This is a genomic window from Listeria aquatica FSL S10-1188, assembly GCF_000525795.1.
GTDB classification, from domain to species: Bacteria; Bacillota; Bacilli; order Lactobacillales; family Listeriaceae; genus Listeria; species Listeria aquatica.
The window spans coordinates 16,015-39,961 of sequence record NZ_AOCG01000006.1 but is presented as its reverse complement, the minus strand read 5'-3'; the positions used below and the strand labels follow the sequence as shown (position 1 = coordinate 39,961).

Annotated in this window: 22 protein-coding genes and 5 pseudogenes; 21 read left to right on the top strand and 6 right to left on the bottom strand. The window is 39.6% G+C overall.

The features are described 5' to 3' along the window. Window positions 1–70: 70 nt before the first annotated feature. Entirely contained in the window at window positions 71–1,570 is a 1,500-nt protein-coding gene (locus MAQA_RS04150) for a polysaccharide pyruvyl transferase family protein (RefSeq protein WP_036072157.1), read from the top strand. 41 nt (window positions 1,571–1,611) lie between these two features. Here MAQA_RS04150 and MAQA_RS04145 read toward each other — a convergent pair whose 3' ends face one another. Beyond that, window positions 1,612–2,490 carry a mechanosensitive ion channel family protein gene (locus tag MAQA_RS04145; protein ID WP_173400307.1) on the bottom strand — a complete coding sequence of 293 codons (879 nt, stop codon included), beginning with the start codon at window positions 2,488–2,490 and terminating at the stop codon, window positions 1,612–1,614. Window positions 2,491–2,798: 308 nt separating this feature from the next. Here MAQA_RS04145 and MAQA_RS04140 point away from each other — a divergent pair, with 308 nt between their 5' ends. The 10 genes and pseudogenes from MAQA_RS04140 (at window position 2,799) to MAQA_RS04090 (ending at window position 11,092) form a co-directional block, all read left to right on the top strand. Then, window positions 2,799–3,293: a PTS sugar transporter subunit IIA gene (locus MAQA_RS04140; RefSeq protein ID WP_036071675.1), complete on the top strand. Its 495-nt coding sequence runs from the start codon at window positions 2,799–2,801 to the stop codon at window positions 3,291–3,293. A gap of 47 nt (window positions 3,294–3,340) precedes the next feature. After that, window positions 3,341–4,172, top strand: a pseudogene (locus MAQA_RS04135) (PRD domain-containing protein). Between the two features lie 24 nt (window positions 4,173–4,196). Beyond that, window positions 4,197–4,673, top strand: coding sequence for a PTS transporter subunit EIIC (locus MAQA_RS04130; protein ID WP_036071672.1), 477 nt, complete (start codon window positions 4,197–4,199; stop codon window positions 4,671–4,673). Window positions 4,674–4,703: 30 nt separating this feature from the next. After that, window positions 4,704–6,153: pseudogene (locus MAQA_RS04120) on the top strand (PTS transporter subunit EIIC). A 126-nt stretch (window positions 6,154–6,279) separates the two neighbouring features. Next, window positions 6,280–6,972, top strand: coding sequence for a copper homeostasis protein CutC (locus tag MAQA_RS04115; RefSeq protein ID WP_036071668.1), 693 nt, complete (start codon window positions 6,280–6,282; stop codon window positions 6,970–6,972). 72 nt (window positions 6,973–7,044) lie between these two features. Continuing rightward, the gene (locus MAQA_RS04110; RefSeq protein WP_036071666.1) at window positions 7,045–7,917 is read left to right on the top strand and encodes a CvfB family protein; all 873 of its coding nucleotides are present in this window, start codon (window positions 7,045–7,047) and stop codon (window positions 7,915–7,917) included. A gap of 96 nt (window positions 7,918–8,013) precedes the next feature. Then, a pseudogene (gene liaF, locus MAQA_RS04105) lies at window positions 8,014–8,727 on the top strand (cell wall-active antibiotics response protein LiaF). Continuing rightward, the gene (locus tag MAQA_RS04100; protein WP_036071663.1) at window positions 8,724–9,776 is read left to right on the top strand and encodes a sensor histidine kinase; all 1,053 of its coding nucleotides are present in this window, start codon (window positions 8,724–8,726) and stop codon (window positions 9,774–9,776) included. Before liaF ends, MAQA_RS04100 begins: the two are co-directional and overlap by 4 nt. Further along, window positions 9,773–10,415, top strand: a pseudogene (locus MAQA_RS04095) (response regulator). The gene MAQA_RS04100 and the pseudogene MAQA_RS04095 overlap by 4 nt, the downstream one beginning before the upstream one ends. A 17-nt stretch (window positions 10,416–10,432) precedes the next feature. Further along, complete coding sequence (locus MAQA_RS04090; RefSeq protein WP_036071659.1) at window positions 10,433–11,092, top strand: potassium channel family protein; 660 nt, start codon at window positions 10,433–10,435, stop codon at window positions 11,090–11,092. A 349-nt stretch (window positions 11,093–11,441) separates the two neighbouring features. Here the strand turns inward: MAQA_RS04090 and rnjA are convergent, their stop codons facing one another. Together rnjA and MAQA_RS04080 are read right to left on the bottom strand one after the other, a co-directional pair. After that, window positions 11,442–13,109, bottom strand: a complete 1,668-nt coding sequence (rnjA, locus tag MAQA_RS04085) for a ribonuclease J1 (protein ID WP_036071657.1) — start codon at window positions 13,107–13,109, stop codon at window positions 11,442–11,444. A gap of 5 nt (window positions 13,110–13,114) precedes the next feature. Continuing rightward, window positions 13,115–13,324 carry a DNA-dependent RNA polymerase subunit epsilon gene (locus MAQA_RS04080; protein ID WP_036071655.1) on the bottom strand — a complete coding sequence of 70 codons (210 nt, stop codon included), beginning with the start codon at window positions 13,322–13,324 and terminating at the stop codon, window positions 13,115–13,117. Between the two features lie 454 nt (window positions 13,325–13,778). Between MAQA_RS04080 and MAQA_RS04075 the strand changes: the two genes are divergently transcribed. From MAQA_RS04075 to MAQA_RS04065, 3 genes are all read left to right on the top strand, one after another. Further along, window positions 13,779–14,549: a Cof-type HAD-IIB family hydrolase gene (locus MAQA_RS04075; protein ID WP_036071653.1), complete on the top strand. Its 771-nt coding sequence runs from the start codon at window positions 13,779–13,781 to the stop codon at window positions 14,547–14,549. A gap of 224 nt (window positions 14,550–14,773) precedes the next feature. Then, the gene (locus MAQA_RS04070; RefSeq protein ID WP_036071650.1) at window positions 14,774–16,672 is read left to right on the top strand and encodes an OPT family oligopeptide transporter; all 1,899 of its coding nucleotides are present in this window, start codon (window positions 14,774–14,776) and stop codon (window positions 16,670–16,672) included. Window positions 16,673–16,683: 11 nt separating this feature from the next. Continuing rightward, complete coding sequence (locus MAQA_RS04065; RefSeq protein ID WP_036071648.1) at window positions 16,684–17,037, top strand: hypothetical protein; 354 nt, start codon at window positions 16,684–16,686, stop codon at window positions 17,035–17,037. Between the two features lie 32 nt (window positions 17,038–17,069). On the opposite strand, the gene MAQA_RS04060 is transcribed toward MAQA_RS04065, so the two are convergent. The 3 genes from MAQA_RS04060 to MAQA_RS04050 are packed head-to-tail and all read right to left on the bottom strand — an operon-like array spanning window position 17,070 to window position 18,964. Next, window positions 17,070–17,645: a molybdenum cofactor guanylyltransferase gene (locus tag MAQA_RS04060; RefSeq protein ID WP_036071646.1), complete on the bottom strand. Its 576-nt coding sequence runs from the start codon at window positions 17,643–17,645 to the stop codon at window positions 17,070–17,072. Beyond that, window positions 17,632–18,291, bottom strand: a complete 660-nt coding sequence (locus MAQA_RS04055; protein WP_036071644.1) for an ATP-binding cassette domain-containing protein — start codon at window positions 18,289–18,291, stop codon at window positions 17,632–17,634. The genes MAQA_RS04060 and MAQA_RS04055 overlap by 14 nt, the downstream gene beginning before the upstream one ends. Before the next feature lies 1 nt (window position 18,292). Beyond that, window positions 18,293–18,964 (bottom strand): molybdate ABC transporter permease subunit, encoded by a 672-nt coding sequence (locus tag MAQA_RS04050; protein WP_036071642.1) that lies wholly within the window; start codon window positions 18,962–18,964, stop codon window positions 18,293–18,295. A gap of 172 nt (window positions 18,965–19,136) precedes the next feature. On the opposite strand from MAQA_RS04050, the gene MAQA_RS04045 reads away from it, so the two are divergent. From MAQA_RS04045 to MAQA_RS04015, 7 genes and pseudogenes are all read left to right on the top strand, one after another. Continuing rightward, window positions 19,137–20,357 carry a molybdopterin molybdotransferase MoeA gene (locus MAQA_RS04045; RefSeq protein ID WP_036071640.1) on the top strand — a complete coding sequence of 407 codons (1,221 nt, stop codon included), beginning with the start codon at window positions 19,137–19,139 and terminating at the stop codon, window positions 20,355–20,357. Beyond that, window positions 20,333–20,821, top strand: coding sequence for a molybdopterin-guanine dinucleotide biosynthesis protein B (gene mobB, locus MAQA_RS04040; protein ID WP_036071638.1), 489 nt, complete (start codon window positions 20,333–20,335; stop codon window positions 20,819–20,821). Before MAQA_RS04045 ends, mobB begins: the two co-directional genes overlap by 25 nt. Continuing rightward, the gene (locus MAQA_RS04035; RefSeq protein WP_036071636.1) at window positions 20,818–21,240 is read left to right on the top strand and encodes a molybdenum cofactor biosynthesis protein MoaE; all 423 of its coding nucleotides are present in this window, start codon (window positions 20,818–20,820) and stop codon (window positions 21,238–21,240) included. The genes mobB and MAQA_RS04035 overlap by 4 nt, the downstream gene beginning before the upstream one ends. Further along, window positions 21,230–21,469: a MoaD/ThiS family protein gene (locus tag MAQA_RS04030; protein ID WP_036071633.1), complete on the top strand. Its 240-nt coding sequence runs from the start codon at window positions 21,230–21,232 to the stop codon at window positions 21,467–21,469. The genes MAQA_RS04035 and MAQA_RS04030 overlap by 11 nt, the downstream gene beginning before the upstream one ends. Window positions 21,470–21,479: 10 nt before the next feature. After that, a complete protein-coding gene (gene moaC / locus MAQA_RS04025; protein ID WP_241463079.1) occupies window positions 21,480–21,959 on the top strand; it encodes a cyclic pyranopterin monophosphate synthase MoaC in 480 nt (159 codons plus the stop codon). Between the two features lie 14 nt (window positions 21,960–21,973). After that, window positions 21,974–22,980 (top strand): annotated as a pseudogene (moaA, locus tag MAQA_RS04020) (GTP 3',8-cyclase MoaA). A gap of 154 nt (window positions 22,981–23,134) precedes the next feature. Further along, window positions 23,135–23,923 carry an SDR family NAD(P)-dependent oxidoreductase gene (locus MAQA_RS04015; protein WP_036071630.1) on the top strand — a complete coding sequence of 263 codons (789 nt, stop codon included), beginning with the start codon at window positions 23,135–23,137 and terminating at the stop codon, window positions 23,921–23,923. The last annotated feature ends 24 nt before the right edge of the window (window positions 23,924–23,947 follow it).

Below are 23,947 nucleotides of genomic sequence, written 5' to 3'. Positions count from 1 at the left end.
CAAAAATGGAACTTAATGAATGCTTAGGGACGTGACAAATTTATGAAAAAAAATTTTGATTCGTTCGGGAATGCGGCCAACAGATGTTTATACTGCAGAAGATATGTATTTAAGAGACCGAACCGGTTTTAATAATGGAAATTTAGCTTATCAGTATAGTATTTACAGAACACTTTGGCAAGAAGAAACAGAACTTGTTCCAGATGGACTTTCAACAGACCCAAGCCGAGCAGCACGATATAATGAAGAATATGATGCCTATATCATTCCACTAGCAGATGCTTTTCGCGAAGATTTTAGGCCGCAACTGCGCAACTATACAGCACTCATTAAACAATTAAACATCCCGGTTATCGTAACGGGCGTCGGTCTCCGGGCAGCGTATGAACCGCAACTTGAACAAGGCTTTTCGTTTGATGAAGACGTAAAAGAATTCGTTAAAGCTGTGCTAGAAAAATCAGCCAAATTAGGCTTGCGAGGCCAGATCACTGCTGACTATTTAAAGCAGCTTGGATTTAAAGAACAAGAAGACTATGAAGTGATTGGCTGTCCATCACTTTATACCTTCGGATCTGAACTTAAAATTCGCGATTTAAACTTGCAAAGAGACTCCTTAATTGCGATCAATGCTTCTCCCGTATCAAGTGAAGCTTCTTTGCAATTTTTAAACGAGGTGATCCAGAAGCATCCGAATTACTACTTCATCCCGCAACATTTGGATGAGTTCCACTTGATGTATGCAGGTGGTCCAGATATTTCCAGTGATCGGCAAAGCTACCCCGTTTCCATCCTTGATTGCTATTATAAAGAAGGCCGCGTAAAATATTTTACTAGTATGCCTAGTTGGTATGACTTTATGCGCCAAGCATCATTTAGCATCGGGCCACGATTACATGGGAATGTTATCCCGACAATCGTTGGAACACCGAATGTATCTTTTGTTCAAGATGCCAGAATGCGCGAACTAGCGGCTTATCATAACTTGCCTCACGTAACGGCAGAAAAACTATCGGAAATTCAAAATCTAGAGGAATTACTTGGACAAGTGGATTTAAAGTCAGCTGAAAAAGTTCAAAAGCAAAATTTTGATCGCTTTATTGACTTTTTAGATGCCAATCAAGTCCCGCATATCTATACGGAAAATAGAGACCGAAAAGAAGCGCCCCTTGATATTGAGATTGCGGCACTTACCTTTCCAGAAAGCGCCGAGCCGATTACGGTGCTAACGGGAGTACCCCTCTATGAGCGGATTCAAACTGCATCTAGGTTGTTAAAAGAAAGACACCAAGTCAAAGTGGATTATGAAAATCACAGACGCGATTATCAAATTAAACAATTGACGGCCCAATTAAACCAAACTAAAAATCAGTTAACAAACGAACAAAAAGCTAAACAAAGCCTAGAAACAAAGCTAAATGAATCCGAACAAAAACTTACGCAAGCAAATACTCGGCTTGAGAAACAACAGGCAGAAATCAAACACTACAAGGGCACGCTAAACCGTAAAGCTGTCCGCGCAACGTTAAAAGTAACAGATTCACTTGCCAAACTAAAAGGACGTACTCCATAAAAAAACCTGTTTTCCAAATTCATTTTGGAAAACAGACTTTTTTAAGTTTGTGCTGTTTTAACAACGGGGGTTGCGATCGGTAAATCGATTCCAGCTTTTAGCAAGGCTTCGCGAATTTTTTTCAGTAAATCGCGCTGAACACCAAATTGTTCCCCATTTACGGCCGTACCTACAATGCGAATTACTTGGTTGGTTCCGTCTGAGCTTTCAACTCCGAGCACAGCAGGTGTTTCAACAATGTTTTTGTTGCTACTCTTTTCTTCTTCACAAATTTGTTCGATGATTTGAATCGCTTTTTCTGTGTCCGCTTTTGGACTAATCGCAACATCAACAAGCACACGCATATTGCCGCGAGAATGATTGCTTACAATCATGATCTGACGGTTTGGGATAAAGTGAAGTGTTCCATCAAAGTCACGAACTTGAGTAGTACGTAGACCTAAGTTTTCCACATATCCATTGACGGTATCAAGGGTGATACTATCTCCGACATCAAGCTGACGCTCTAGCAAGATGAAAAAGCCTGTCACAACGTCACTTACAAGCCCTTGGGCACCAAAAGCAATCGCTAAACTCGCTACTCCAGCTCCAGCAATTATAGCTGTTACATTAATAAAGTTTTGCAAAATTAAAATCGCAAATACGAAGAACAACACATACCCATAAAAGTTTAAAATCAAGCCTTCGAGCGTATCCGCGCGGTTGTTTGAAACAGCTGGATTGCGCCGGTACTTTTTGAAAAAACTTTTGATGATCTTAGAGCCCGCGTATTTTAAAATAAAGTAAAGGATGATTAAAACGAGAATCTCAAGACCAACACTGATGACTTTTGAAATCACGGCATCCCAATCAATGGATTTAAACCATTTGGTAAAGTAGTTCACGCTTTCAGCCACATCCTTTGTTGTTTCTTTTTCCATTTCATCCAACCTTTCTTTCAATGAAATGTCCCTTCTCATTTTAACAAAGGCTTTCTAGTGAGACAACCGAAATGAAGATGAGAACGAAGTTTAAAAAGCAGTTTTCTCCGTTTCTTGCGAAAAATACTTGCTTTTTCTAACAAAAAAAGGTAAAATAGGCGTTGCAATTAATAATATCGTTTTCATGTTACTGTTACGAACAGGCATGGAAGGTTTGAAGAGACAACTGTGTCCCATTCTAGACTTTCCGTGTCTTTTTTTTATTTTTTGTCTCACTTGTGTGAAGTAGCTTTTGAGGAGGAATACGTATGTTTAAAAAAAATGTTCAAAAAAAGAAAAAAGATGAAAGCATCTACGCGCATGCAACAGGAAATTTTGTGCCACTTGAAGAAGTTCCAGATCCTGTTTTTAGCGGGAAAATGATGGGTGAAGGCATTGCCATTAAGCCAACTGACGGAACAATTGTAGCGCCTGTTGATGGTGAAATCATTCAACTCGCTGAAACAAAACATGCTTTTGGGATCCGCACAGCTTTAGGAGAAGAAATTCTTGTCCACATTGGTCTTGAGACCGTAGCCTTAAAAGGAGAAGGTTTCGAAGTACTTACTAAAATGGGGGAAAAAGTGAAAAAAGGCGAACCACTTATTAAAGCTGATCTCGCTTATATTGAAGAAAACGCAACAAGCACAATTGTTCCAATGGTTGTGACAAACAGCCCAGAAGGAAAGTTTGATTTTGATTGGAAAAAAGTAACAGAAACAGTTGCTGGCGAAACGGAAGTCTTCGTTACAACACTTAAATAAAATAAGAAATCGTATACATTCACTTGAAAGCAAAAGAGGGAAGCTAGATGAAAATCATTCGGATCTTAAATAACAATGCAGTCGTGCTAAAAGATGGCAACGAAGAAAAAATTGCCATTGGTGCGGGTATTGCCTTTAACAAAAAAAAGAAACGATGTTGTTGCTACCAATAAAATTGAAAAAATGTTCGTGATGCAAGATGAATCTGAACATTTTCAAGAACTATTGAAGCGCATCAATGAAGAATATTTTGCGGTATCCGAAGAAATCATTTCCTATGCAGAGGTTACGCTTCCCTTCAAGCTTAGTGAACATATTCATATTTCGCTAACAGACCATCTGGCTTTCTCGATTGAACGATTAAAAGAAGGAATTATTCTTCAAAATCGTCTCTTGAATGAAATTAAAGTTCTTTACGAACCAGAATTTAAAATCGGTCTTTGGGCGATTAATCATATCAAAGAACGTTTTGGACTCGATATGCCTATTGATGAAGCAGCCTACATTGCGCTTCACATTCATACAGCTAAAATCGGTGCTGGAGATATTCATGAAAGTGTTAGACAAGCATCCATCATTTCGAGCATGATTGAAGTGATTACATCAAGTCTTCGGATCACACTTTCAGGTCAGGATATTGCTTACGAGCGTCTTATTACTCATCTGCGTTTTGTACTCAATCGAGTGGAGAAAAAAGAACTTCACACGATGGATGACGAAATGCTTACAATGATCAAGAAAAAATTTGAATTTAGTTTTAATACTGCGAAGAAAGTGGCAGATTTGCTCAAAGAAAATTACAAGTTGCTACTTCCAGAAGCAGAATTAGGATATATTGCCCTTCATGTGGAAAGATTGAGGAGCTTTTGGGAAAAATAAATTTTTAGGAGGCATTTTAAGATTATGGACGTATTAAAACGATTTGCAATCGGTGCGGTTTATCCGATCATTGCGCTTGTAATCATTGGGGTTTTCTGGCTTGCGTATGCAGCAACAGGCATGAAAGCCATTGATTCAATTTATCAAGGACTCATTCTTATGTTCCCGCTGATTGTATCGATGGGAATCGCGATTGGAATTGCAAAAGATCATAGTGGAGCATCTGCTCTTGCAGGAGCAGTTGGCTGGCTCGTTTACGCGGCTGTTATTGTTTCTCTGAATTTTCCGAAAAACGGAGTCTTTACACCTACAGAATTCTCCGCTAATTTCAACTTTTTAAGTGGAATTTACATGGGGATTGCAGCGGGAGTACTTTATAACAAATTCTACAACATTCGTCTTCCAGAGTGGTTGGCGTTCTTTGGTGGTCGTCGTTTTGTTCCGATCGTCACATCTGTTGTAGCCTTGTTTATAGGGGCTTTTGTAGCGGCAATTTTCTAAGGAATTGAAAAGAGAAATGGAGGAAATAACATGTTAGGTGGATTACAAAAAATTGGGAAAGCCCTTATGCTTCCAATTGCCGTACTTCCGGCAGCGGGACTTTTAAACCGCCTTGGGGCTGATGATGTTTTCAATGTACCATTTATTCACTCAGGTGGGGCAGCACTATTTACATTCTTATCATTATTATTTGCAATCGGGATTTCAATTGGACTTTCAAAAGACAATAGTGGAGCAGCAGGACTAAATGGTGCGATTGTCTTTTTCATTTTAAACTTTGGAGTTATCGGCGTAAATTCAAGTATTAACATGGGTGTTTTTGCAGGTTTTATCGCAGGTTTAACAGCGCCGATTCTTTATAATTATATGTATGACAAAAAAAATCTTTGGAAACCAAGAATTTTTAGATGGCAAACATGTAGCCATTATTATTAATGCCGTATTAACTTTACTTCTCGTTGTTATCTTTGGAGCTGCTTGGCCAACAATTCAAAACGGCTTAGACGCACTTAATGGCTGGATTACAAGTGCAGGAGCATTCGGTTCAGCAATCTATGGAATTTTAAACCGTGCACTCATTCCAACAGGCCTTCACCACGTACTAAATACGTATTTGTGGTTTGGGTATGGGGACTTTGTGGATGCTGCCGGACAGATGGTTCATGGTGACATTAACCGCTTCTTCGCAGGCGACCCAACAGCAGGGACATTCCAAGTTGGTTTCTTCCCAGTCATGATGTTTGGTCTTCCTGGGGCTGCCTTTGCGATGTACCTAGCAGCGAAAAAGAAAAATCGTGCTGAAGTTGGCGGAATGATGTTATCGCTTGCTGTTACAGCTTTCCTAACAGGGATTACAGAACCGATCGAATTTACATTCATGTTTATTGCACCATTCCTATACGCGATCCACGCAATTTTAATGGGTGTATCGATGTTTGTGACGAATTTACTGGGCATTAAACTTGGCTTTACCTTTAGCGCTGGGGCGATCGACTTTGTCCTTAACTTTACGAAAGGACATAATGCATGGCAGCTAATTCCGATCGGACTCGTATTCGCAGTTATTTATTTTGTTCTCTTCTATTTCATCATCAAAAAGTTCAACTTAAAAACACCAGGACGTGAAGATGAAACAGAAGAAAGCCTCGCGATGGAAATGCCAAATGCAGAAGTGCAAGAATCCGCAGCATCACTTGGCGCAACAGAAGCAGACCTTCCAAATGGGAAAGTAGATAAGTACGAACAAATGGCGCGAGGATACCTTGGTGGACTTGGCGGAGAAGACAACCTTGTGAAAGTGGATAACTGCACCACACGTCTTCGCTTACAAGTAAAAGATGCGGATTTGATGAACGAAGCGGCACTGAAAAAATCAGGAGCACGTGGGGTTGTGAAAATTAATAAAGAAAATGTGCAGATTATTGTTGGAGCAGACGTTGAGTTTGTGGCAGATAAGATGCGAGATATTACGGGTAAATAATAAAAATACAAGCGACAAGCGAAATGCGCCGTGTAACTCGGACATTTCGTTTGTCGTTTTTTTACGATTGAAACTTGAAATTTGTTTCGTTTTTCTAGATAATAAAAAAGATTGGAGTGAAGCGAAATGTTAGAAGTGATTGTGGAAAATGCAGAAGATGCCAAGTTAGCTGAAATATATGGAGCAAACCGGCTGGAAGTTGTTTCGGCTATCAGTGAAGGGGGACTTACCCCGAGCTACGGGGTGTTAAAAGAAATTGTCGGAGCGACAAGCTTACAGACGATGGTCATGATACGCCCACATAGTCATTCTTTTGTATATAGTGAAAGCGACCAGCGAGCGATCCAAACAGATATAGAGGTTGTAAAGGAGCTAGGAGCATCAGGCATTGTGTTTGGAGCAGTGACAGCTTCCGGGGAGATTGATACAGCACTACTTGAAAAAGTGCTTGAATGGAAAGGAAATTTGCGATTTACATTTCACCGCGCGATTGAAGCGACAAACGACATAGAAAAAGCATATGATACCTTGAAAACTTATGGCAAGAAGATTGACCAGGTTTTGACTTCAGGCGGCACAAAAAGCGCTATGGATTCGATTCCGCTACTTCAAAAATGGATAACAGAAAGTCGCGAAGATCCTGATGCGTTGTCAATTTTAGTAGGCAGTGGTGTGACCGATCAAAATATTCGTGAGCTACATCTCGCTCTTTCAAATGACGCTTATCACGTAGGTGGCGGAGCAAGAATTTCTGGAAGCTTTGCTAATTCGCTAGATCCTGAACGAATTGAGCGCATCCAAGCGATAATTAACAACTGAAACACGTGTAGCCATCAAGTAAGGGATAAGGTATAATGAAGCAAAGAAGAAAAAACGAGGTGGACCAGATTCGTGAATAATCTAATTGGAAAAAGCGTGACCATGAGCGTGAAAGAAATCATGGAAGATGGCTTCTTGCTTGAAAAAGATGGAGCAACTGTTCGGATGAAAAAAGGAAATACGAGCCGACTTGACTTAACTCCTGGCGAAGAAATTTTAGTTTTTCTTTATGTCGACTACGATCACGAACTAACGGCAACAACGACGATTCCAAAGGTACAAGTAGGTCACTACGGTTTTGGGACGGTAACGGAAGTTCGAAAAGATCTAGGCATCTTTATGGATATTGGAATTGAAAAAGACATTGTGATCTCTATGGATGATATGCCTGCACTATCGCATCTTTGGCCGAAAAAAGGAGATCGTTTAATGCTTGCTTTGCGCGTGGATGATAAGGAGCGAATTTGGGGTGTTCTCGGGTCTGAGACAGAATATAAAACGATTGCTCATGCTGCTAAACAAGAAATGTTTAATCAAAATGTCTCTGGGACGGTATATAAGTTATTAAAAGTCGGTTCGTTTGTTTATACGGATAATGGCTATATTGGCTTTATTCATGAAAGTGAGCGAACTTCTGAACCACGACTTGGCGAATATTTGAAAGCGCGAGTGATCGCCGTTAAACCAGACGGATCACTTAATCTTTCTCTTCGTGGGCGCGTTCATGAAGTCCTTAGCGATGATGCGGAAATGATTTTGACCTATCTGCGAAGCGTGGGGGGAGAAATGGGCTTTGGCGACAAGTCTAATCCAGATGCTATTCGCGGGAAATTTGGGATCAGTAAGGCACAATTTAAACGTGCACTTGGGACGCTTATGAAAGCAGGAAAAGTAACGCAACAAGCGGGCCTTATTACAAAATTAACGGAAGAAGATTCAGACTAAAGTCTTAGTGAGGGGTACACCTGTAGCGGTTTGCCCCTTATTCGACTTCTTTTTATAATAGAAAAAGGTTCAATGTGAAAAAAAGGAGGTGTCGCTATGAAAAAAATCGAGAGCTCTGTTCTTTTTTTTGTTTATTGTAATTGTGGCGCTTGGTATTGGACTTGAAATGCTGTTTAGATGGCAGCTTCTTGTTGTTTTTGCGCTTGGAATTATTTTTTTATACACATCAAGAAAAGCTGGGATTTCTAAGAAAAAGCAGCGCAATCGTTTATTTTTAGCCGCTGTTTTCATTTTACTGGCTGTGCTTTTAACGACATCTTTTTAAAATCGGAATTGTTATTTTCGGCATTTTTGCGATTTTTCATTATATCAACCGTAAACGTGCACCTGAACTTTTAATGGTAGAAACAAAAGAACCAGGAAAAATAGATCGTGTTAATCATTTCATTAAAAATCAGTGGTTTGGAAACCAGCGTGTACTTGATGTGGTTTACGAGTGGGAAGACATTAACATTCAAACTGGAATTGGAGATACAATCATTGACCTAGGCAATACGGTTTTACCAACCGGTGAAAGTGTCATCATGATTCGTAGCATTTCAGGGAAAATTCGCTTGCTTGTTCCGTTTGACCTAGGAATTTGTCTAGAGCACTCTGCAATTTTTGGAAAATTACAGTACGATAAAAAAAACAACATCCGTTCAAAATGATTCAATCAAACTTTATTCAGACAACTACGAGACAGCTGCGCGTAAAGTGAAGATCGTGACTTCTGTTGTGCTCGGTGATTTAGAGGTGATTCGTCTATGACCTATACACGCACGCAGATGATTCTTTGCTCGACACTAATTTTTATCACTTCAATGGTTGGCAGTTTAATTTATTTTTTTGTCAGTGGTTTAACGTGGTATGAATTTTTAATTGGAGTCAAAATCTTGTATTTGCCCTTTGTGATTTTTGTACCTCTTACTTCTATTTTGGCGGGGTTAATGGTTGGAGCTGTTTCAGGCTATTTAATCAAACAAAAGTTTGAAGGAATTGATTTTGAGATTCGCTTGCTAGAGCAAGGGGATCTTGAGAAAAAATTTCAAGAGGAAGAAAATTTAGTAGAAGTGGCGCAAGTCTACAAGCAAATTGATCGATTACGTGATAAAATGAAATCGCAGACTTTACTGACACAAAAAATTGCCAATGAAAAGGCTGAAATTAGTGGTGAAACAAAAGAAGCGATTCTTTCGGAGGAACGGCACAGGATTGCACGTGAACTGCATGATTCTGTTAGTCAGCAATTGTTTGCCGCAATGATGCTTTTATCGGCTTTAAACGAGCAAGTCGCAAAAGATGATTCCCCCGTTTTGAAAAAGCAACTTCGAATGGTAGAATCGATCGTAAATGAGTCCCAGTCAGAAATGCGCGCGCTCCTCTTGCACTTGCGTCCAACTCAACTAGAAGGAAAATCGCTTAAGAAAGGGATGGAGCAACTTCTTAAAGAATTGACAACTAAACTCCCTATTAAAGTGGAGTGGCAAATTGAGAATCTTCAGCTCCAAAAAGGTATTGAAGACCATCTATTTCGAATTGTACAGGAACTGTTGTCCAACACTCTTCGGCATTCAAAGGCAAAGCTTCTAGAAGTTCGCTTTGTAGAAATTGATAATATGGCGGTTTTGAAAGTCGTTGATGATGGAGTCGGATTTGATATGAATGCTGTTCCACAAGGCTCATATGGTCTACAAAACATGCGTGAACGGGTGCAGGAGTTCGGTGGAACGATTAAAATTATCAGTTTTCCAAATAAAGGAACAAGTGTTGAAATTAAAATCCCTTTAGTGGCTGAGAAGGAAGTGGACGAAGAATGATAAAGGTATTACTTGTAGATGATCATGAGATGGTACGGATCGGGGTATCCGCTTATTTATCCGTTCAAGATGATATGGAAGTTGTTGGTGAAGCAGAAAACGGACGTGAAGGTGTAGAAATGGCTCTTGAGTTACGTCCAGATATTATATTGATGGATCTTGTCATGGATGAAATGGATGGAATTGAAGCCACCAAAGAAATCCTTCAAAACTGGAAAGAAGCAAAAATCATCATTGTCACAAGTTTTATTGATGATGAAAAAGTATACCCTGCACTTGAAGCAGGGGCAAGCAGTTACATGTTAAAAACATCAACGGCAGGAGAAATTGCTGATGCAATTCGTGCTACATACGGCGGGGATTCAGTGTTTGAACCGGAAGTAACAGGCAAGATGATGCAACGCTTAACAGCAAAACCAGAAAAAAAACTTGCATGATGACCTGACTAACCGCGAACAAGAAATTTTACTTTTAATTGCGGAAGGAAAATCCAATCAAGAAATTGCCGATGAGTTGTTTATCACGCTAAAAACAGTGAAAACACATGTGAGTAATATTCTCTCTAAACTAGATGTACAAGACCGTACCCAGGCGGCAATTTATGCGTTTAAACATAATCTAGTGAAGGAAGATGAGTAAGAGAGGAGAGAATTCGTATGAAGGAAGGATTTGCGGTTATTGGCTTAGGACGGTTTGGCGGAAGCATTTGCCGTTCACTTGTTGAGCAGGGGATGGAAGTGCTCGCGATCGATTCTGATGAAGAACGTGTCAATGAGTATATGTCAGTTGCTACCCACGCAGTTATTGCGAATTCAACAGATGAAAATGCATTACGTCAGCTAGGAATTCGGAATTTCGAACATGTGATCGTTGCGATTGGTGAAGATATTCAGTCGAGTATTTTAACGACTTTAATTCTAAAAGAAATGGGTGTAAAACTCGTTACAGCAAAAGCAACGAATGATAAGCATGCAAAGTTGCTCGATAAAATTGGTGCAGACCGAGTGGTCCATCCAGAACGAGATATGGGACGAAGAATTGCCCATTATATTGTCTCAAAGAACATGCTAGACTATTTGGAGTTGTCGGATGAATATAGCTTAGTTGAAATTTCGGTTTCCGATCCACGCTTTTTTGACAAAAGTTTGCAAGAACTTGATTTTCGAAATGCCTATGGCGTAAACATTGTGGGCATTAAGCGTGATCAAGAAATGATCATTACTCCTGAGGCGACAGCAATTTTGCAGGATGGAGATATTTTGATTGTTATTGGCTCCGATGATGATATTGAACGATTACAAGAAAAAATTCAATGAGAGTTTTATGATAAGTCGAATCAACTTAGTTGGTCGGCTTTTTTTGTTTGGGCATTTTTTCGTAGAAAGCCAATTAATTAGCGCTGATTAAATTTGAATGCAAGTGGATAATTTTTTACTGTCACTATATAGTTTGGTGAAAAATGAAAATACTTTTGAGTAGGCTAATCCGTTATTTTTACTTGAAGATGGCAGATTTTTTTGGCTTTTCACTTCAGAGTCTTGATTTCTAGATAACGATGGTTCTCGTGCTTTTTGTACTTTCATTTATTTTTCACTGGAGAATGGCGAGTAATGAAGAATAAATAAAAAAAGCTTGATGTCAGCAGTTAAACTGACATCAAGCTTTTTATACTTCCATAATAATTGGTAAAATCATTGGACGACGCTTCGTTTTTTCATATAAAAATGGTTGAAGCGTATCAGTGATTTCATTTTTTATTTCCGAACGTTGTGGATTCTTACTCTTCATCAGTTTTTCTAACTGACGTTTTAGTAAGTTTTGCGCTTCGCCAATCAAATTCCCGGATTCACGCATGTAGATAAACCCACGTGAGATGATGTCAGGGCCAGCCATCACTTTTGCTTTATCCATATCGACGGAAACAACAACAGTAACGAGTCCTTCTTCTGAAAGAATACGACGATCACGCAAGACAATATTTCCAATATCGCCAATACCACTACCATCAATATAGATGCTCGCAGCTTGGATTTTACCAGCTACATGTGCAGACTCACTTGTTAATGCAAGCACATCTCCGTTTCCACATATAAAGCTATTTTCTATTGGAACATCACATTCTTCAGCCAGTTCAGCATGAATTTTTTGCATCCGGTATTCCCCGTGGATGGGCATGAAGAATTTTGGCTTCATCAAACGAAGCATAAGTTTTTGTTCTTGTTGACCACCATGTCCAGAAGTATGAATATTGTTGACTTTGCCATGAATCACTTCTGCACCAGCTTGATACAGTAAATTGATCGTTCTATTCACACTAATCGTGTTTCCTGGAATAGGGGACGAGGAAAAGACAACGGTGTCACCAGGTTGAATCTGGATTTGTCTGTGCGTACCATTTGCGATTCGAGATAATGCGGCCATCGGTTCCCCTTGGCTTCCTGTACAAAGAATAGTGAGTTCGTTTGCTGGGATACGATTGATTTGATTAGCTTCAACAAATGTATTTTTAGGCGCTTTAATATAGCCAAGCTCTTGACCAATGGTAATAGCAGATTCCATGCTTCTACCAAATACCGCAATCTTACGTCCAGTTTCAATAGAGGATTCAACCACTTGTTGAAGTCGGTAGATATTAGAAGCGAATGTAGCGAAAATAATTCGTCCAGGAACATCCCGAAAGATGTTTTTGATGCTTTCACCAACAACGCGTTCACTCATTGTGAAATTTGGAACTTCGGCATTTGTACTATCGGATAATAAGCAAAGCACTCCTTCTTTTCCGATCTCTGCCATTTTAGTTAAGTTTGCAGGTTCGCCGACTGGTGTAAAATCGAACTTAAAATCACCAGTATGAACAATATTTCCAGAAGGAGTCTTAACGACAACTCCATAAGTATCAGGGATACTATGCGTTGTTCTAAAGAAAGATACACTCGTTTTACGGAACTTAAAGACGTCATCTTCTTCAAACTCATAGATTTTAGTTTGACGTAGTAAGCCGTGTTCTTCTAATTTATTGCGGATAAGTGCACTTGCAAGCTTTCCAGCATAAATTGGAATATTGATTTCACGAAGAAGGTAAGGAACTCCACCAATATGATCTTCGTGACCATGGGTAATAAATAAACCCTTTATTTTTTCTTTGTTTTTAACGAGATAATTATAATCTGGAATAACATAATCAATTCCGAGGAGCTCATCTTCCGGGAATTTAATTCCAGCATCAATTAAAATGATTTCATCTTGAAATTGTACGCCATACGTATTTTTACCGATTTCGCCAAGTCCACCCAAAGCGAAAACAGCTGTTTCATTGTTTTTAACAAATTTCATAGAGCTTATTTCTTCCAGAGCTTAAAGTCTGGTTGCCTTTCTTCATAAGCAAGGTGCTTTTCACTAAGCGCATCAATATGTTCGATGTGGAAAGGCTCAGTTTTTAAATTTTGGCGCACTTCAACTTCATCATTTGCTTCGATATAAAGTGAACGTGTTTTTTCACGCACCGGTGTTTCGGTGCTTGTTTCTTGATAAAATACTTTAAAAATCATTTTATTCTCTCCTTTAATAGTAAATATTCAAAAGTCAGGAAATCTAGTCTTGATCCGAACTTTTAAGTCGATTTTTGGCGGATATATTTAGTTATACAGCATCAGAAAAACTGAAAAAAGGCAAAACGAAAACAATCACAGTTCTCGAGTTTTCAAACTTGTGTCGCGTTTTTCTTTTGCAAGACTTTAATCGCAAAGCAGCTCGTCATGAATTTTCACAAATTCTTTGAAGAGCAAACTGCATTAAAATCTTATTTTTTCCGTTTCGTTGTAGGTTTCTTACTTTATCCGAACTATATCCTTGCTTTCTAATATACCATAAAAATGTATAAATGCTACAGGAAAGTGCTTTTTATTTTTTGAAAAAAAGTTCTTTTTCATGATTTTACAACCATTTTGGGTTGATTTTTGATATACTGGTAGCGGATAAATTGATTGGGTGAAGGAGTAGATTATGAGTAAAATTGTCTTTTTTGATGTGGATGGGACGCTTTTTGATGACAACAAGGAAATTCCAGCTTCCACAAAAACTGCTGTGAGAGCACTGAAGGAAAAAGGGATCTATGTAGCGATTGCAACGGGGAGAGCCCCTTTTATGTTGGACGATGTTAGAAGGGAACTGAATATCGATTCGCTTGTTTGCTATAACGGTCAGTATGTGATTTTTGAAGGAGAAGTCTTATTGAAAAATCCACTTCCGCAAGAATCACTTGAACGCCTAATCACAGTAGCAACAGAAAACGATCATCCTATTGTTTTCTCGGCAAGTGATACGATGCGTGTTAATTTGCCGAATCATCCTGGAGTTTCTAAGGGAATGAAATCACTAAAACGGGAATATCCGAAAGTGGATGCTAACTACTATAAGGGGCGAAATATCTATCAGTGCTTGCTCTTTTGTGAAGAAGAGTTTGATTCGTTTTATAGTGAAAACTTCCCGCAGTATCGCTTTATGCGCTGGCATGATGTTTCTGTTGATGTTTGTCCAAGTGACGGCTCTAAAGCTCGCGGAATTCGTAATATGATCAAGAAATTAGGCTTTTCAATGGAAGATACTTATGCATTCGGCGATGGTCTAAATGACATTGAGATGTTACAAGAAGTAGGTTGTGGTGTTGCAATGGGAAATGGACGACCAGAAGTCAAAGCTGTTGCTGATTATGTGACGACATCTGTATCTGATGATGGGATATTAAATGGTTTGAAGCAAATAGGGTTGTTGTGAGATTATTCTGATTGTTTGAAACGAAAGCAATTTTTATAATTTAAAAGTCCTGTATTGTGGAAAAATAACTTTTCCTTTGTGGGGTCAATTGTCATTTTTTGTATGATTTCTAGAAAAAGGTTTGTCAAATCGCCCGTGGGAGTGTAAGATATTAACAGTTGCTTTTGTGCTGTAAAGCAAGTAATTAATAAAAAAAAGTTCATTAATGAAAAAGGGGTGTTTAAATGAGTGAGCAAAAAGGAAACAAACCATTTGTTCCTTATGTACCGGCATCAAAATCCCTTCCAGAAATCACAGGTTTTTCGATTGTATTAGGGGTTATTTTAGCGATTCTTTTCGGTGCGGCTAATGCTTATCTCGGGTTGAAAGTTGGTTTAACGGTTTCGGCGTCTGTTCCAGCAGCCGTTATTTCAATGGGGATTCTAAGAGGTATTTTTAAACGTGATTCAATACTTGAAAACAATATCGTACAGACGATGACGACAGCCGGGGAAGCATTAGGTGCTGGAGCTGTATTTACAATTCCTGCCTTATTCTTACTCGGTGTTGAAATCAATCAAATCATGTTGATTTTCATCGTGCTAACTGGGGGATTCTTGGGTGTGTTCATGATGGTGCCGCTTCGTCGGATGCTGATTGTCAATGAACATGAAACATTGCCATATCCAGAAGGGACTGCCTGCGCGGAAGTACTTAAATCCGGCGAAACGGGTGGTTCACAAGCTAAGCTTGTCGCACTTGGTTTTGTAGCAGGAGGACTTGTTAAGGTATTAACAGATGGTTTTAAATTGTTTAAAAGTGAAGTTCAGGTGGGTGTTTTTAAATTTCAAAATGCTTTCGTAGGAACACAAATTTATCCTGCACTTGTAGGCGTCGGCTTTATTATTGGCCCTAAAATTGCTGGACAAATGGTTGCCGGTGGTTTGATGGCTTCACTTGTACTTGTTCCAACTATTGCCTTTTTTGGTGGAGAAAGCGCTCAAGTGATTTTCCCGGCAACAGAAGCTTTGCGTAGTTTAGACGTAGCAGCGATCTGGGATAATTACATACGCTATATCGGTGCTGGAGCTGTTGCGGCCGGTGGTTTGATTACACTTATTAAGACTTTACCAGCGATTTTCCAAACACTTCGTAGTACAGTGCAAAGCATGAGTAAGCATAAAAAACATCATTTAATGGAATTAGAACGGACTGACCGCGATATTCCGATGAAATGGGTTTTAATTTGTACAGCTGCCATTTTGCTTATTATTGCATTTGATCCATTTACAAATGTTGGAATTATTGGTGCACTTGCAATCGGAATTTTTGGATTCTTATTTGTAACCGTAGCATCCCGAATTGTTGGGATTGTCGGAAGTTCATCCTCACCTGTATCCGGAATGACCATCGCAACGCTTCTTATTGTAGCGCTTGTGTATAAGGCATTTGGATATCACGGTAATGAAGGAATCTTGTTGACATTAACCGTCGCTGCCATTGTATGTTCGGCGCTTGCGGTTGCAGGAGACATTTCACAAGACCTTAAAACAGGTTATCTTGTTGGAGGTACCCCGTGGAAGCAGCAAGTTGCCATGATGATTGGTGTTTTAGCAAGTGGTCTTGTGATGGGGTATATCTTGACGCTACTTGATAACGCTTATGGAATGGGTTCAGCAGAACTTCCAGCTCCTAAAGCGATGTTAATGAAGATTCTTGCGGAAGGAATTTTAAATGGAAACTTGCCGTGGGATTTGATCTTCATTGGTGTATCCATTGCCGTTGTCGTTGAATTTATGGGACTTAATTCGCTTGTATTTGCCGTTGGTCTTTACTTGCCGCTTAACATCAGCGCGACAGTTATGTTCGGTGGATTTGTCCGCATGATTGTTAACGGTGTTATTAAGCGTAAGAAAGAAAAAGAAGAAGGCAATACACGGATTGAACGTGGAACGTTATTTGCTTCTGGGTTGATTGCTGGGGAATCTCTTCTTGGCGTTGTGATTGCCTTTATCATTTCGCTCAACTTAAACATTATTCCAGCGAATGTTCTAATTGAGAACCAGTGGCTGCCATTCATTGTCTTTATCATCATCTGTGCACTGCTTTATATCGCGACAGTTCCTCGTAAGAAAACAAACTAAGAGGTGAAAAAGTGTGGCGAGAAAAAAAAGTCAACTTGATTGATCAGATTCCTGTGTTGAAAGAAAAACTACAGGTCATAGATGAGGGGAAAGCGAGCTTTCTTGTGATTGAACGAAAAAATCCAATTGAAAAAATCGCGATTCGTTTTTTTAAACAGCCAGCTTTCCGAAAAATTAATTTAGATGTTGAAGGAGCGTTTATTTTAAAACGTCTTGATGGCATTAAAAATGTGGCCGAGTTAGAAGTGGATTTTAATGAAGCTTTTGGAAATGATGATGGAATGAGCCTTGCGCGCTTGGTTCGTTTTCTTCAGATCGTAGATTCATACGGTTGGTTAAAATGGAAAAACAAACCGCAAAACTAAAAATGAGCATCTGCTAAATCTAGCAGATGCTCTTATTTTGTATTTTGATTAAAAAAGTGAGGCTCAGCCCAAGAAGGAAACATCAGCGGCTCGCTAGTAAGCAAGTCGAGCAAACTTTTGACTCGGTGTTCCCGAGATGCGATCGCCTCTTCAATTTCCGTTTTGAAAAAGGGAAGATGTGCAACTAAAAAGTGTTTTTTAAGAGGCGTAGCCGCGTAAACATTAGTAGCTTGTACAAGCATGCGAAGTTCGTCATCAGTGAGGCGCGGTAAATCAACTGGAAGAATTAAATAACTTTGCCCCGTATCAAACGAGTCTTTTTGGCTGACACTATAAAGTCCCCCCAGTGGTCCATATTCCGTAACTTCACTTAAGTCAGGAACCAGCTGGATGTGCTTTTTGGAATGAAAAAGCCTTTGCATTGGCTGAATTTGAGCTTGATTGACTGAAATAAAGATCTCACGAGTGAACTTTTCAAGCTTTTGAATAGTTTGCTCGACGAAACAAAGCGAGCTCCCTTCGGGTCTATAAAAAGCTTTGTCACTACCAAAACGACTTGATTTTCCACCAGCAAGGACAATTGCTTTCAATGAATCAGTCTTTTTCAAGTTGACCACCCTTTAAACGAAGAATTTCATCTGTGAGCATTTGCGCTTCTGAGCGATAATGCGTGACAAAAATAACTGGAATGTCAAAATCACGGGCCATTTCTCGAACGAGATCCATACAGATAAAGCGGGTTTCTTCATCAAGTCCATTAAAGGGTTCATCTAGTAGTAGTAGCCTTGGATTTACGATCATTGCTCGTGCCATAGCGACTCGTTGCTTCTCACCACCAGAGAGTTTTTGTACAGACGAATAGAGGAGATGGGAAATTTGTAAATAATCACTTATATAACGAACTTGTCTTTCAATCGCTTCCTTGTTTTTTCGTGTTGTTTTATTTACTTTTAAACCAAAAGCAATATTTTCAAAGACATTCAAGTTAGGAAAAAGCGCCAAGTTTTGGAATAAATAACCAATCTTACGTTCAGAAGCAGGGAGACGTAGAGCAATTGAAGTATCTTCAAATAAAAGCTCTCCAAACTCGATTTTCCCTTGGTCGATCGGCTTTAATCCACTGATACATTGAAATAAAGTAGATTTACCAACACCACTTGCTCCCATAATAGCTGTGATTTGTGCATTAAACTCATAGTCCACTTTTAAATCATGAAACGGCATTTGTTTAGAGAAGGCAAGCTTTAAATTCATCCTACATCCCCCTCATGAGCTGACTTTGGCGAATAGTGAGGATATGAATAATAAAAAGAGCCGCAACGCCAATGAGTAAGTTAAATAATCCTAAATAGAAGGCGGTACGTAAATCACCTTGTTGAACCATGAAATAAATGCTTGAAGCGATGGTATCGGTTTTTCCTTCAATGTAGCCTGCTACCATAAGCGTCGCCCCAAATTCGCCCATCGCTCGGCAAAAACTAAGCAAAATACCAGCTAGAATCGGTTGCCAACAATTGGGCAAGATGACTTTTCGGAAAATCTGACCAGAAGTAGCAGAAAGCGTTTCAGCTGCCCAAACGAGTTCATGATCAATTGAAAGAAATGCGGCTTTCAATCCCTGATACATAATGGGTAAGATAATAATCGTTGTTGCAACAATCGCCCCAGCTAAAGAAAAAATAAAACTAAAGTGGAAAGTATCATATAAAAAAGCTCCAAACCCGTTATTTTTTCCGAAAAGACTTAGAAGAAGTAAACCAACAACAGTTGGCGGTAAAACAAGCGGCAGTAAAATGAGCGTTTCAATAGGAAGTTGCCATTTTGAATTGCGCTTTGCAAAAAAGTAACTGAGCGGTAACATCGCAAGAAAAGCAATGACCGTTGATAAAAGTGCGATAAAGATCGAATGCCAGACAGGTGTAAACATAGAAATCCTCCAAGTTAGCATAAAATAGTTTTTCTTTTATTATGGCGCCATAAAGCGAGAACTGTCAAACAAGAATTAAGAAAAAAAGAGATTTGCTGTTCATTTTTCTTGAATTACGGTATTATAGTAATGAAAAAAACGGTTAGAGATTGTGAAAAGGGGATAGGTAAATATGATAGAAAGAAGAACAACGATTCCTTTTAGCGAGGCAAGACAAATTGTTACGGAGCACGTGGAGCAGTTGAAGCCTGTTTCAGCTGGGCTGTTTCTTGCAAGAGGGAGGGTTTTGGCTGAGTCCATTTATGCACCTTTTCCGTCGCCTTATTTTCGTCGTTCTGGCTATGATGGCTTCGCAATATGTGCAGAAGACGATCATGATTTCCCGATCACACTTGATGTTGTGGCTGAAATCCCGTGCGGGGCTACTTATAACAAACGCCTGAATCCAGGCGAAGCTGTGCGAATTATGACGGGAGCAAAAGTTCCTGAAGGTGCAGACAAAATTATTATGCTGGAACAATCACAAACAACTGAAAAGAGTAATGAAATTCGCTTAATTAATACACAACCAAGCAGTAACATCACAGAAATAGGCACAGAGTTTCAAAAGGGTGATTTACTGCTCGAAAAGGGACACCAATTAAATGCGGGTTCGCTTAGTTTGCTTGCTTCTTTTGGGATAACAGAAGTGAAGGTTTGGTCAAAACCTAAAGTGGCAATTCTTTCGACAGGTTCTGAACTGGTTGCGGCAGGGGAAAAACTGCCTGATGGTAAAATTTATAATAGCAATGAGCCACTTCTCGTTTCTCTTGCGGAAGAATACGGAGCTGAAGTGGTCTATCATGAGGCGCTTTCGGATGATTATGAGGTGACATTGACTCGTTTGCGAGAAATTGCTGGAAAAGTAGACTTGATTTTAACGACAGGTGGCGTTTCTGTTGGCGATTTTGATTTTATGGCTGAAATTGCTAAACACGAAGCCCAGTTACTTTTTAATAAAATTCAAATGCGGCCGGGAAGTCCGACAACGGCCATGATATTTGAAGATACGCTACTTATTGCGCTGTCAGGAAACCCTGGCGCTTGCTTCACAGGCTTTCACTTATTTGCGGAGCCAGTTATTCGAAAGTTTTCTGGAGAGGCTTCGAGTATTGTTGAAGTAAGGGGTGTGATGGCTCGGGATTATTTGAAAAATAATGGTTATGATCGCTTTTTGCGCGGGAAAGCTAATTTTTCGGAAGGAAAGTACCAGGTAGAGCCTATAGGAAGCGATATGTCGAGCGCACTTGGGAATCTTCCATTTGCGAATTGTCTTATAATGATTCCACGTGGTAAAGTCGGAAAAGCAATAGGAGAAGAGGTTCGAGTATGGCTGCTATCCTCCAAGTTGTAGGGTATAAAAAGAGTGGGAAAACGACATTTATGAATCAACTCATTCAACAAGCGAAAGAGAAAGGTTTTACGGTCGCTGCTTTAAAGCATGATGCGCATAACTTTGATATGGACCATCCAGGAACGGATAGTTTTAGTTTTCGCGAAAACGGAGCAGATCATGTGGCACTTACTTCGAACCGGCAGTTTGCACTTCTAAGCCATATAAGTCTTTCTTTAAAGCAAGCCTTAGAGCGCTTACCAAAAACCGATTTGGTGGTCATCGAGGGATTCAAAGATGCCTCGTTTCCTAAGGTTGTGTTTGTGAAGAGTTTAGAGGAATATGTGGAGCTTAAGACAAGTTTAACCGAAGTACTTGCCTTTGCTTCCTTTTGCCCGCTTGCTAACGAACACATCCAGTTTATAGCAGAAGATGAAAAATGTGAACAACTGGCTGAATCACTGATAGAGGAGTTTTTAATATGAAATACGTAGCGCTTACAGAGGAAAAAATTGAGATTGAGCCGTTGTTTGCCAAACTAATTGATCCGAAATATGGAGCAATCAATACATTTACAGGAACGATTCGCGAATGGACTGGTGAAATACATACCGAGAAAATCCGTTATACTTCTTATAAAGAAATGGCCTTAAAAGAAATGGATCGACTTGCGACTGCTGTAGAGAAAGAGTATGATGCAAGCGTTGTTGTCGTACATCGTTTAGGAGAACTAGAACTTTCGGATATTGCGGTTTTTATTGGAGTTGCTACGGCACACCGAGCGGAAAGTTATGAAGCTTCCCGCATGATCATTGAAGAGTTGAAAAAAAGAGTGCCGATTTGGAAAGAAGAGTTTGACACAGATAAAATCAGATGGGGAGGTTCAAGCAATCATGAAAATTAAGTTTTTTGCTCATCTGGCTTTAAAGGTGGGAGAAGAGAGCCAAATTAACCCAGTGGGCTGCAAAGTCGTCGGAGATTTACGTGATTTAATCAGTAGTGAATTTCCTGAAATTGCGTTAGATTTGCCGAATTGTATGCTTGCTGTTAACATGGAATTTAAACAGGATGAAGATCATCTTCCAGAGACGATTGAAGAAATTGCCGTGATTCCACCTGTAAGCGGCGGATGAGGAAGTGAAAATGGGAATGGATCAACTGACACATTTTAATGCAGAAAACCGCGCTCAGATGGTTGACGTTACGGAAAAAGAAGAAACACGTCGCGTTGCGGTTGCAGAAGTGAAAGTTTGGATGCAAGAAGAAACACTTACGCGCATCAAAGCTGGACAAATTAAAAAAGGTGATGTCCTTGCTGTTGCGCAAGTAGCCGGAATTATGGCTGCCAAAAAAACAAGTGAACTGATTCCGATGTGTCATCCACTGATGACGACAAAAGCAGATTTGTCGTTTCAAGACAATGGGAAAGATACTCTCCAGATAACGGCAACGGTTGTCACAGTTGGAAAAACAGGTGTGGAGATGGAGGCACTCACAGCAGCGACTGTAGCTGGGCTTACGGTTTATGATATGTGTAAAGCAATGGACCGGGGGATGGAACTAAAAGAAGCACGTCTGCTCAAGAAATCTGGAGGAAAAAGTGGCGATTATTCGTCAAAATAGCAGGAGGTTGTAAAATGGAATTGTTAACAGACCGTTTTGGACGCGTCCATGATTATATTCGAATTTCCGTTACAGACCGTTGTAACTTGCGGTGCGTCTATTGCATGCCAGAAGAAGGGCTGAAATTTTTGCCTCATGAAGAAGTGCTCCAAAAAGATGAAATCATTGATTTTATGAAAATCATGGTGCAATTTGGAATAAAAAAAAGTGCGAATAACTGGTGGTGAGCCGCTACTTCGAACGGATATTGTAGAAATCATTCGGGGGATTTCTGCGATTCCAGAAATTGAAGACATAGCTGTTACGACAAACGCCATGTACTTAGCCAAAAAAAGCAGAGGCTTTAAAAGAAGCTGGATTGACGCGAATTAATGTTAGTCTTGATTCACTTCATGAAGATCGTTTCCGTGAAATCACTCGTGGCGGTAGGCTTCAAAAAGTGATCGATGGTCTGAAAAAAGCAGAAGAGGTTGGACTCTTCCCAATTAAACTCAATGTTGTTTTAATAAAGGGTCAAAATGACGATGAAATTTTGGATTTTCTTGATTTTACGAAGGATAAAGAAATCAATATTCGTTTTATTGAATACATGCCAATTGGTCATGCTGGAAACAGTTGGAAGGAAAAATATTTATCCCTTGAAACGATTTTTGAAAAATGCAAGGAACAAGGTCTTGAATATGAGCCAATCGATACCGTAACGGGCAATGGACCATCTGAAAATTATCGCTTAAAAGGCGCTAAAGGTTCCTTTGGTTTGATTCACCCTGTAAGCTCGCATTTTTGTGATAATTGTAATCGTTTAAGACTAACAGCGGATGGATACATCAAAGCTTGTCTTTACTGGGATGAGGAGTTAAATATCCGTCCCTTTATCCAAAATGATCCAGAAGAATTGATTCGTTTAGTGAAACAATCTATTGATAATAAACCAGAGAACCATGAAATGGCGCTAAAGTTGCAAGATGAAAACACCTCACATAAACCGACTTGGCGGCGTATGAGTCAAATAGGTGGTTAATAACAAAAGAGAGAAGCTTGTTCTAGGGGGAACAGGCTTCTCTCTTTATATTAGGTGAAGTAAATAGTGGATCTCAATCCTTTGACAAGCTTATTTGAGCGGCGTAAACTTAAAATGTAAAGCGCTTTCAAAAATGACGAAGGAGAGATAATTCATGAAATTACAAGACAAAGTTGCAATCATTACAGGGGGAGCGGCTGGAATAGGTTTTCAAACCGCATTACTTTTTTTGAAAGAAGGGGCACGTGTTGTCTTCACAGATGTAAATCAAACAGCTGGGGAAGAAGCTTTAAGCGAACTAAAAAAGGTAAGCCAAGAAGTCCTTTTTGTTAAGCAAGATGTAAGCCAAGAAGTCCTTTTTGTTAAGCAAGATGTAAGCCAAGAAGCTGACTGGGAAACAGTTGTCAAGAAAACGAAAGAGACTTTTGGACGAATCGATATTCTATTTAATAATGCTGGCATCTACGTGATTAAGCCTATTCCAGAAATTACAATGGAAGACTGGAACCGAATGATGGGAATTAATGTCACGGGTGTCTTTTTGGGATTAAAACACGTTCTTCCAGAAATTGAAAAAACAGGTTCAGGCTCCGTGATTAATGCTTCGTCCATTGCAGGCCTCAAGGGAAGCCCAGGACATCTTATGTACGGAGCTAGTAAAGGAGCCGTTCGTTTGATGACGAAAGATGCAGCAGCAGAATATGCGGCAAAGGGGATCCGGATTAATTCGATTCATCCTGGATACATCACAACACAAATGGCTAACTACGCTTCTGAAACACTCAATTTAACAAAACGCGAACTCGATAAGAGTTATCCACTTGGACGGATGGGGAAACCAGAAGAGGTAGCGAAGATGGTTCTCTTTTTGGCTTCTGATGATTCTGCCTTTTCAACGGGCGCTGAATTCGTTTTGGATGGCGGCGTAACCAATATTGTTTGAGCCTAAAAAAAACGCTTCAGAAAT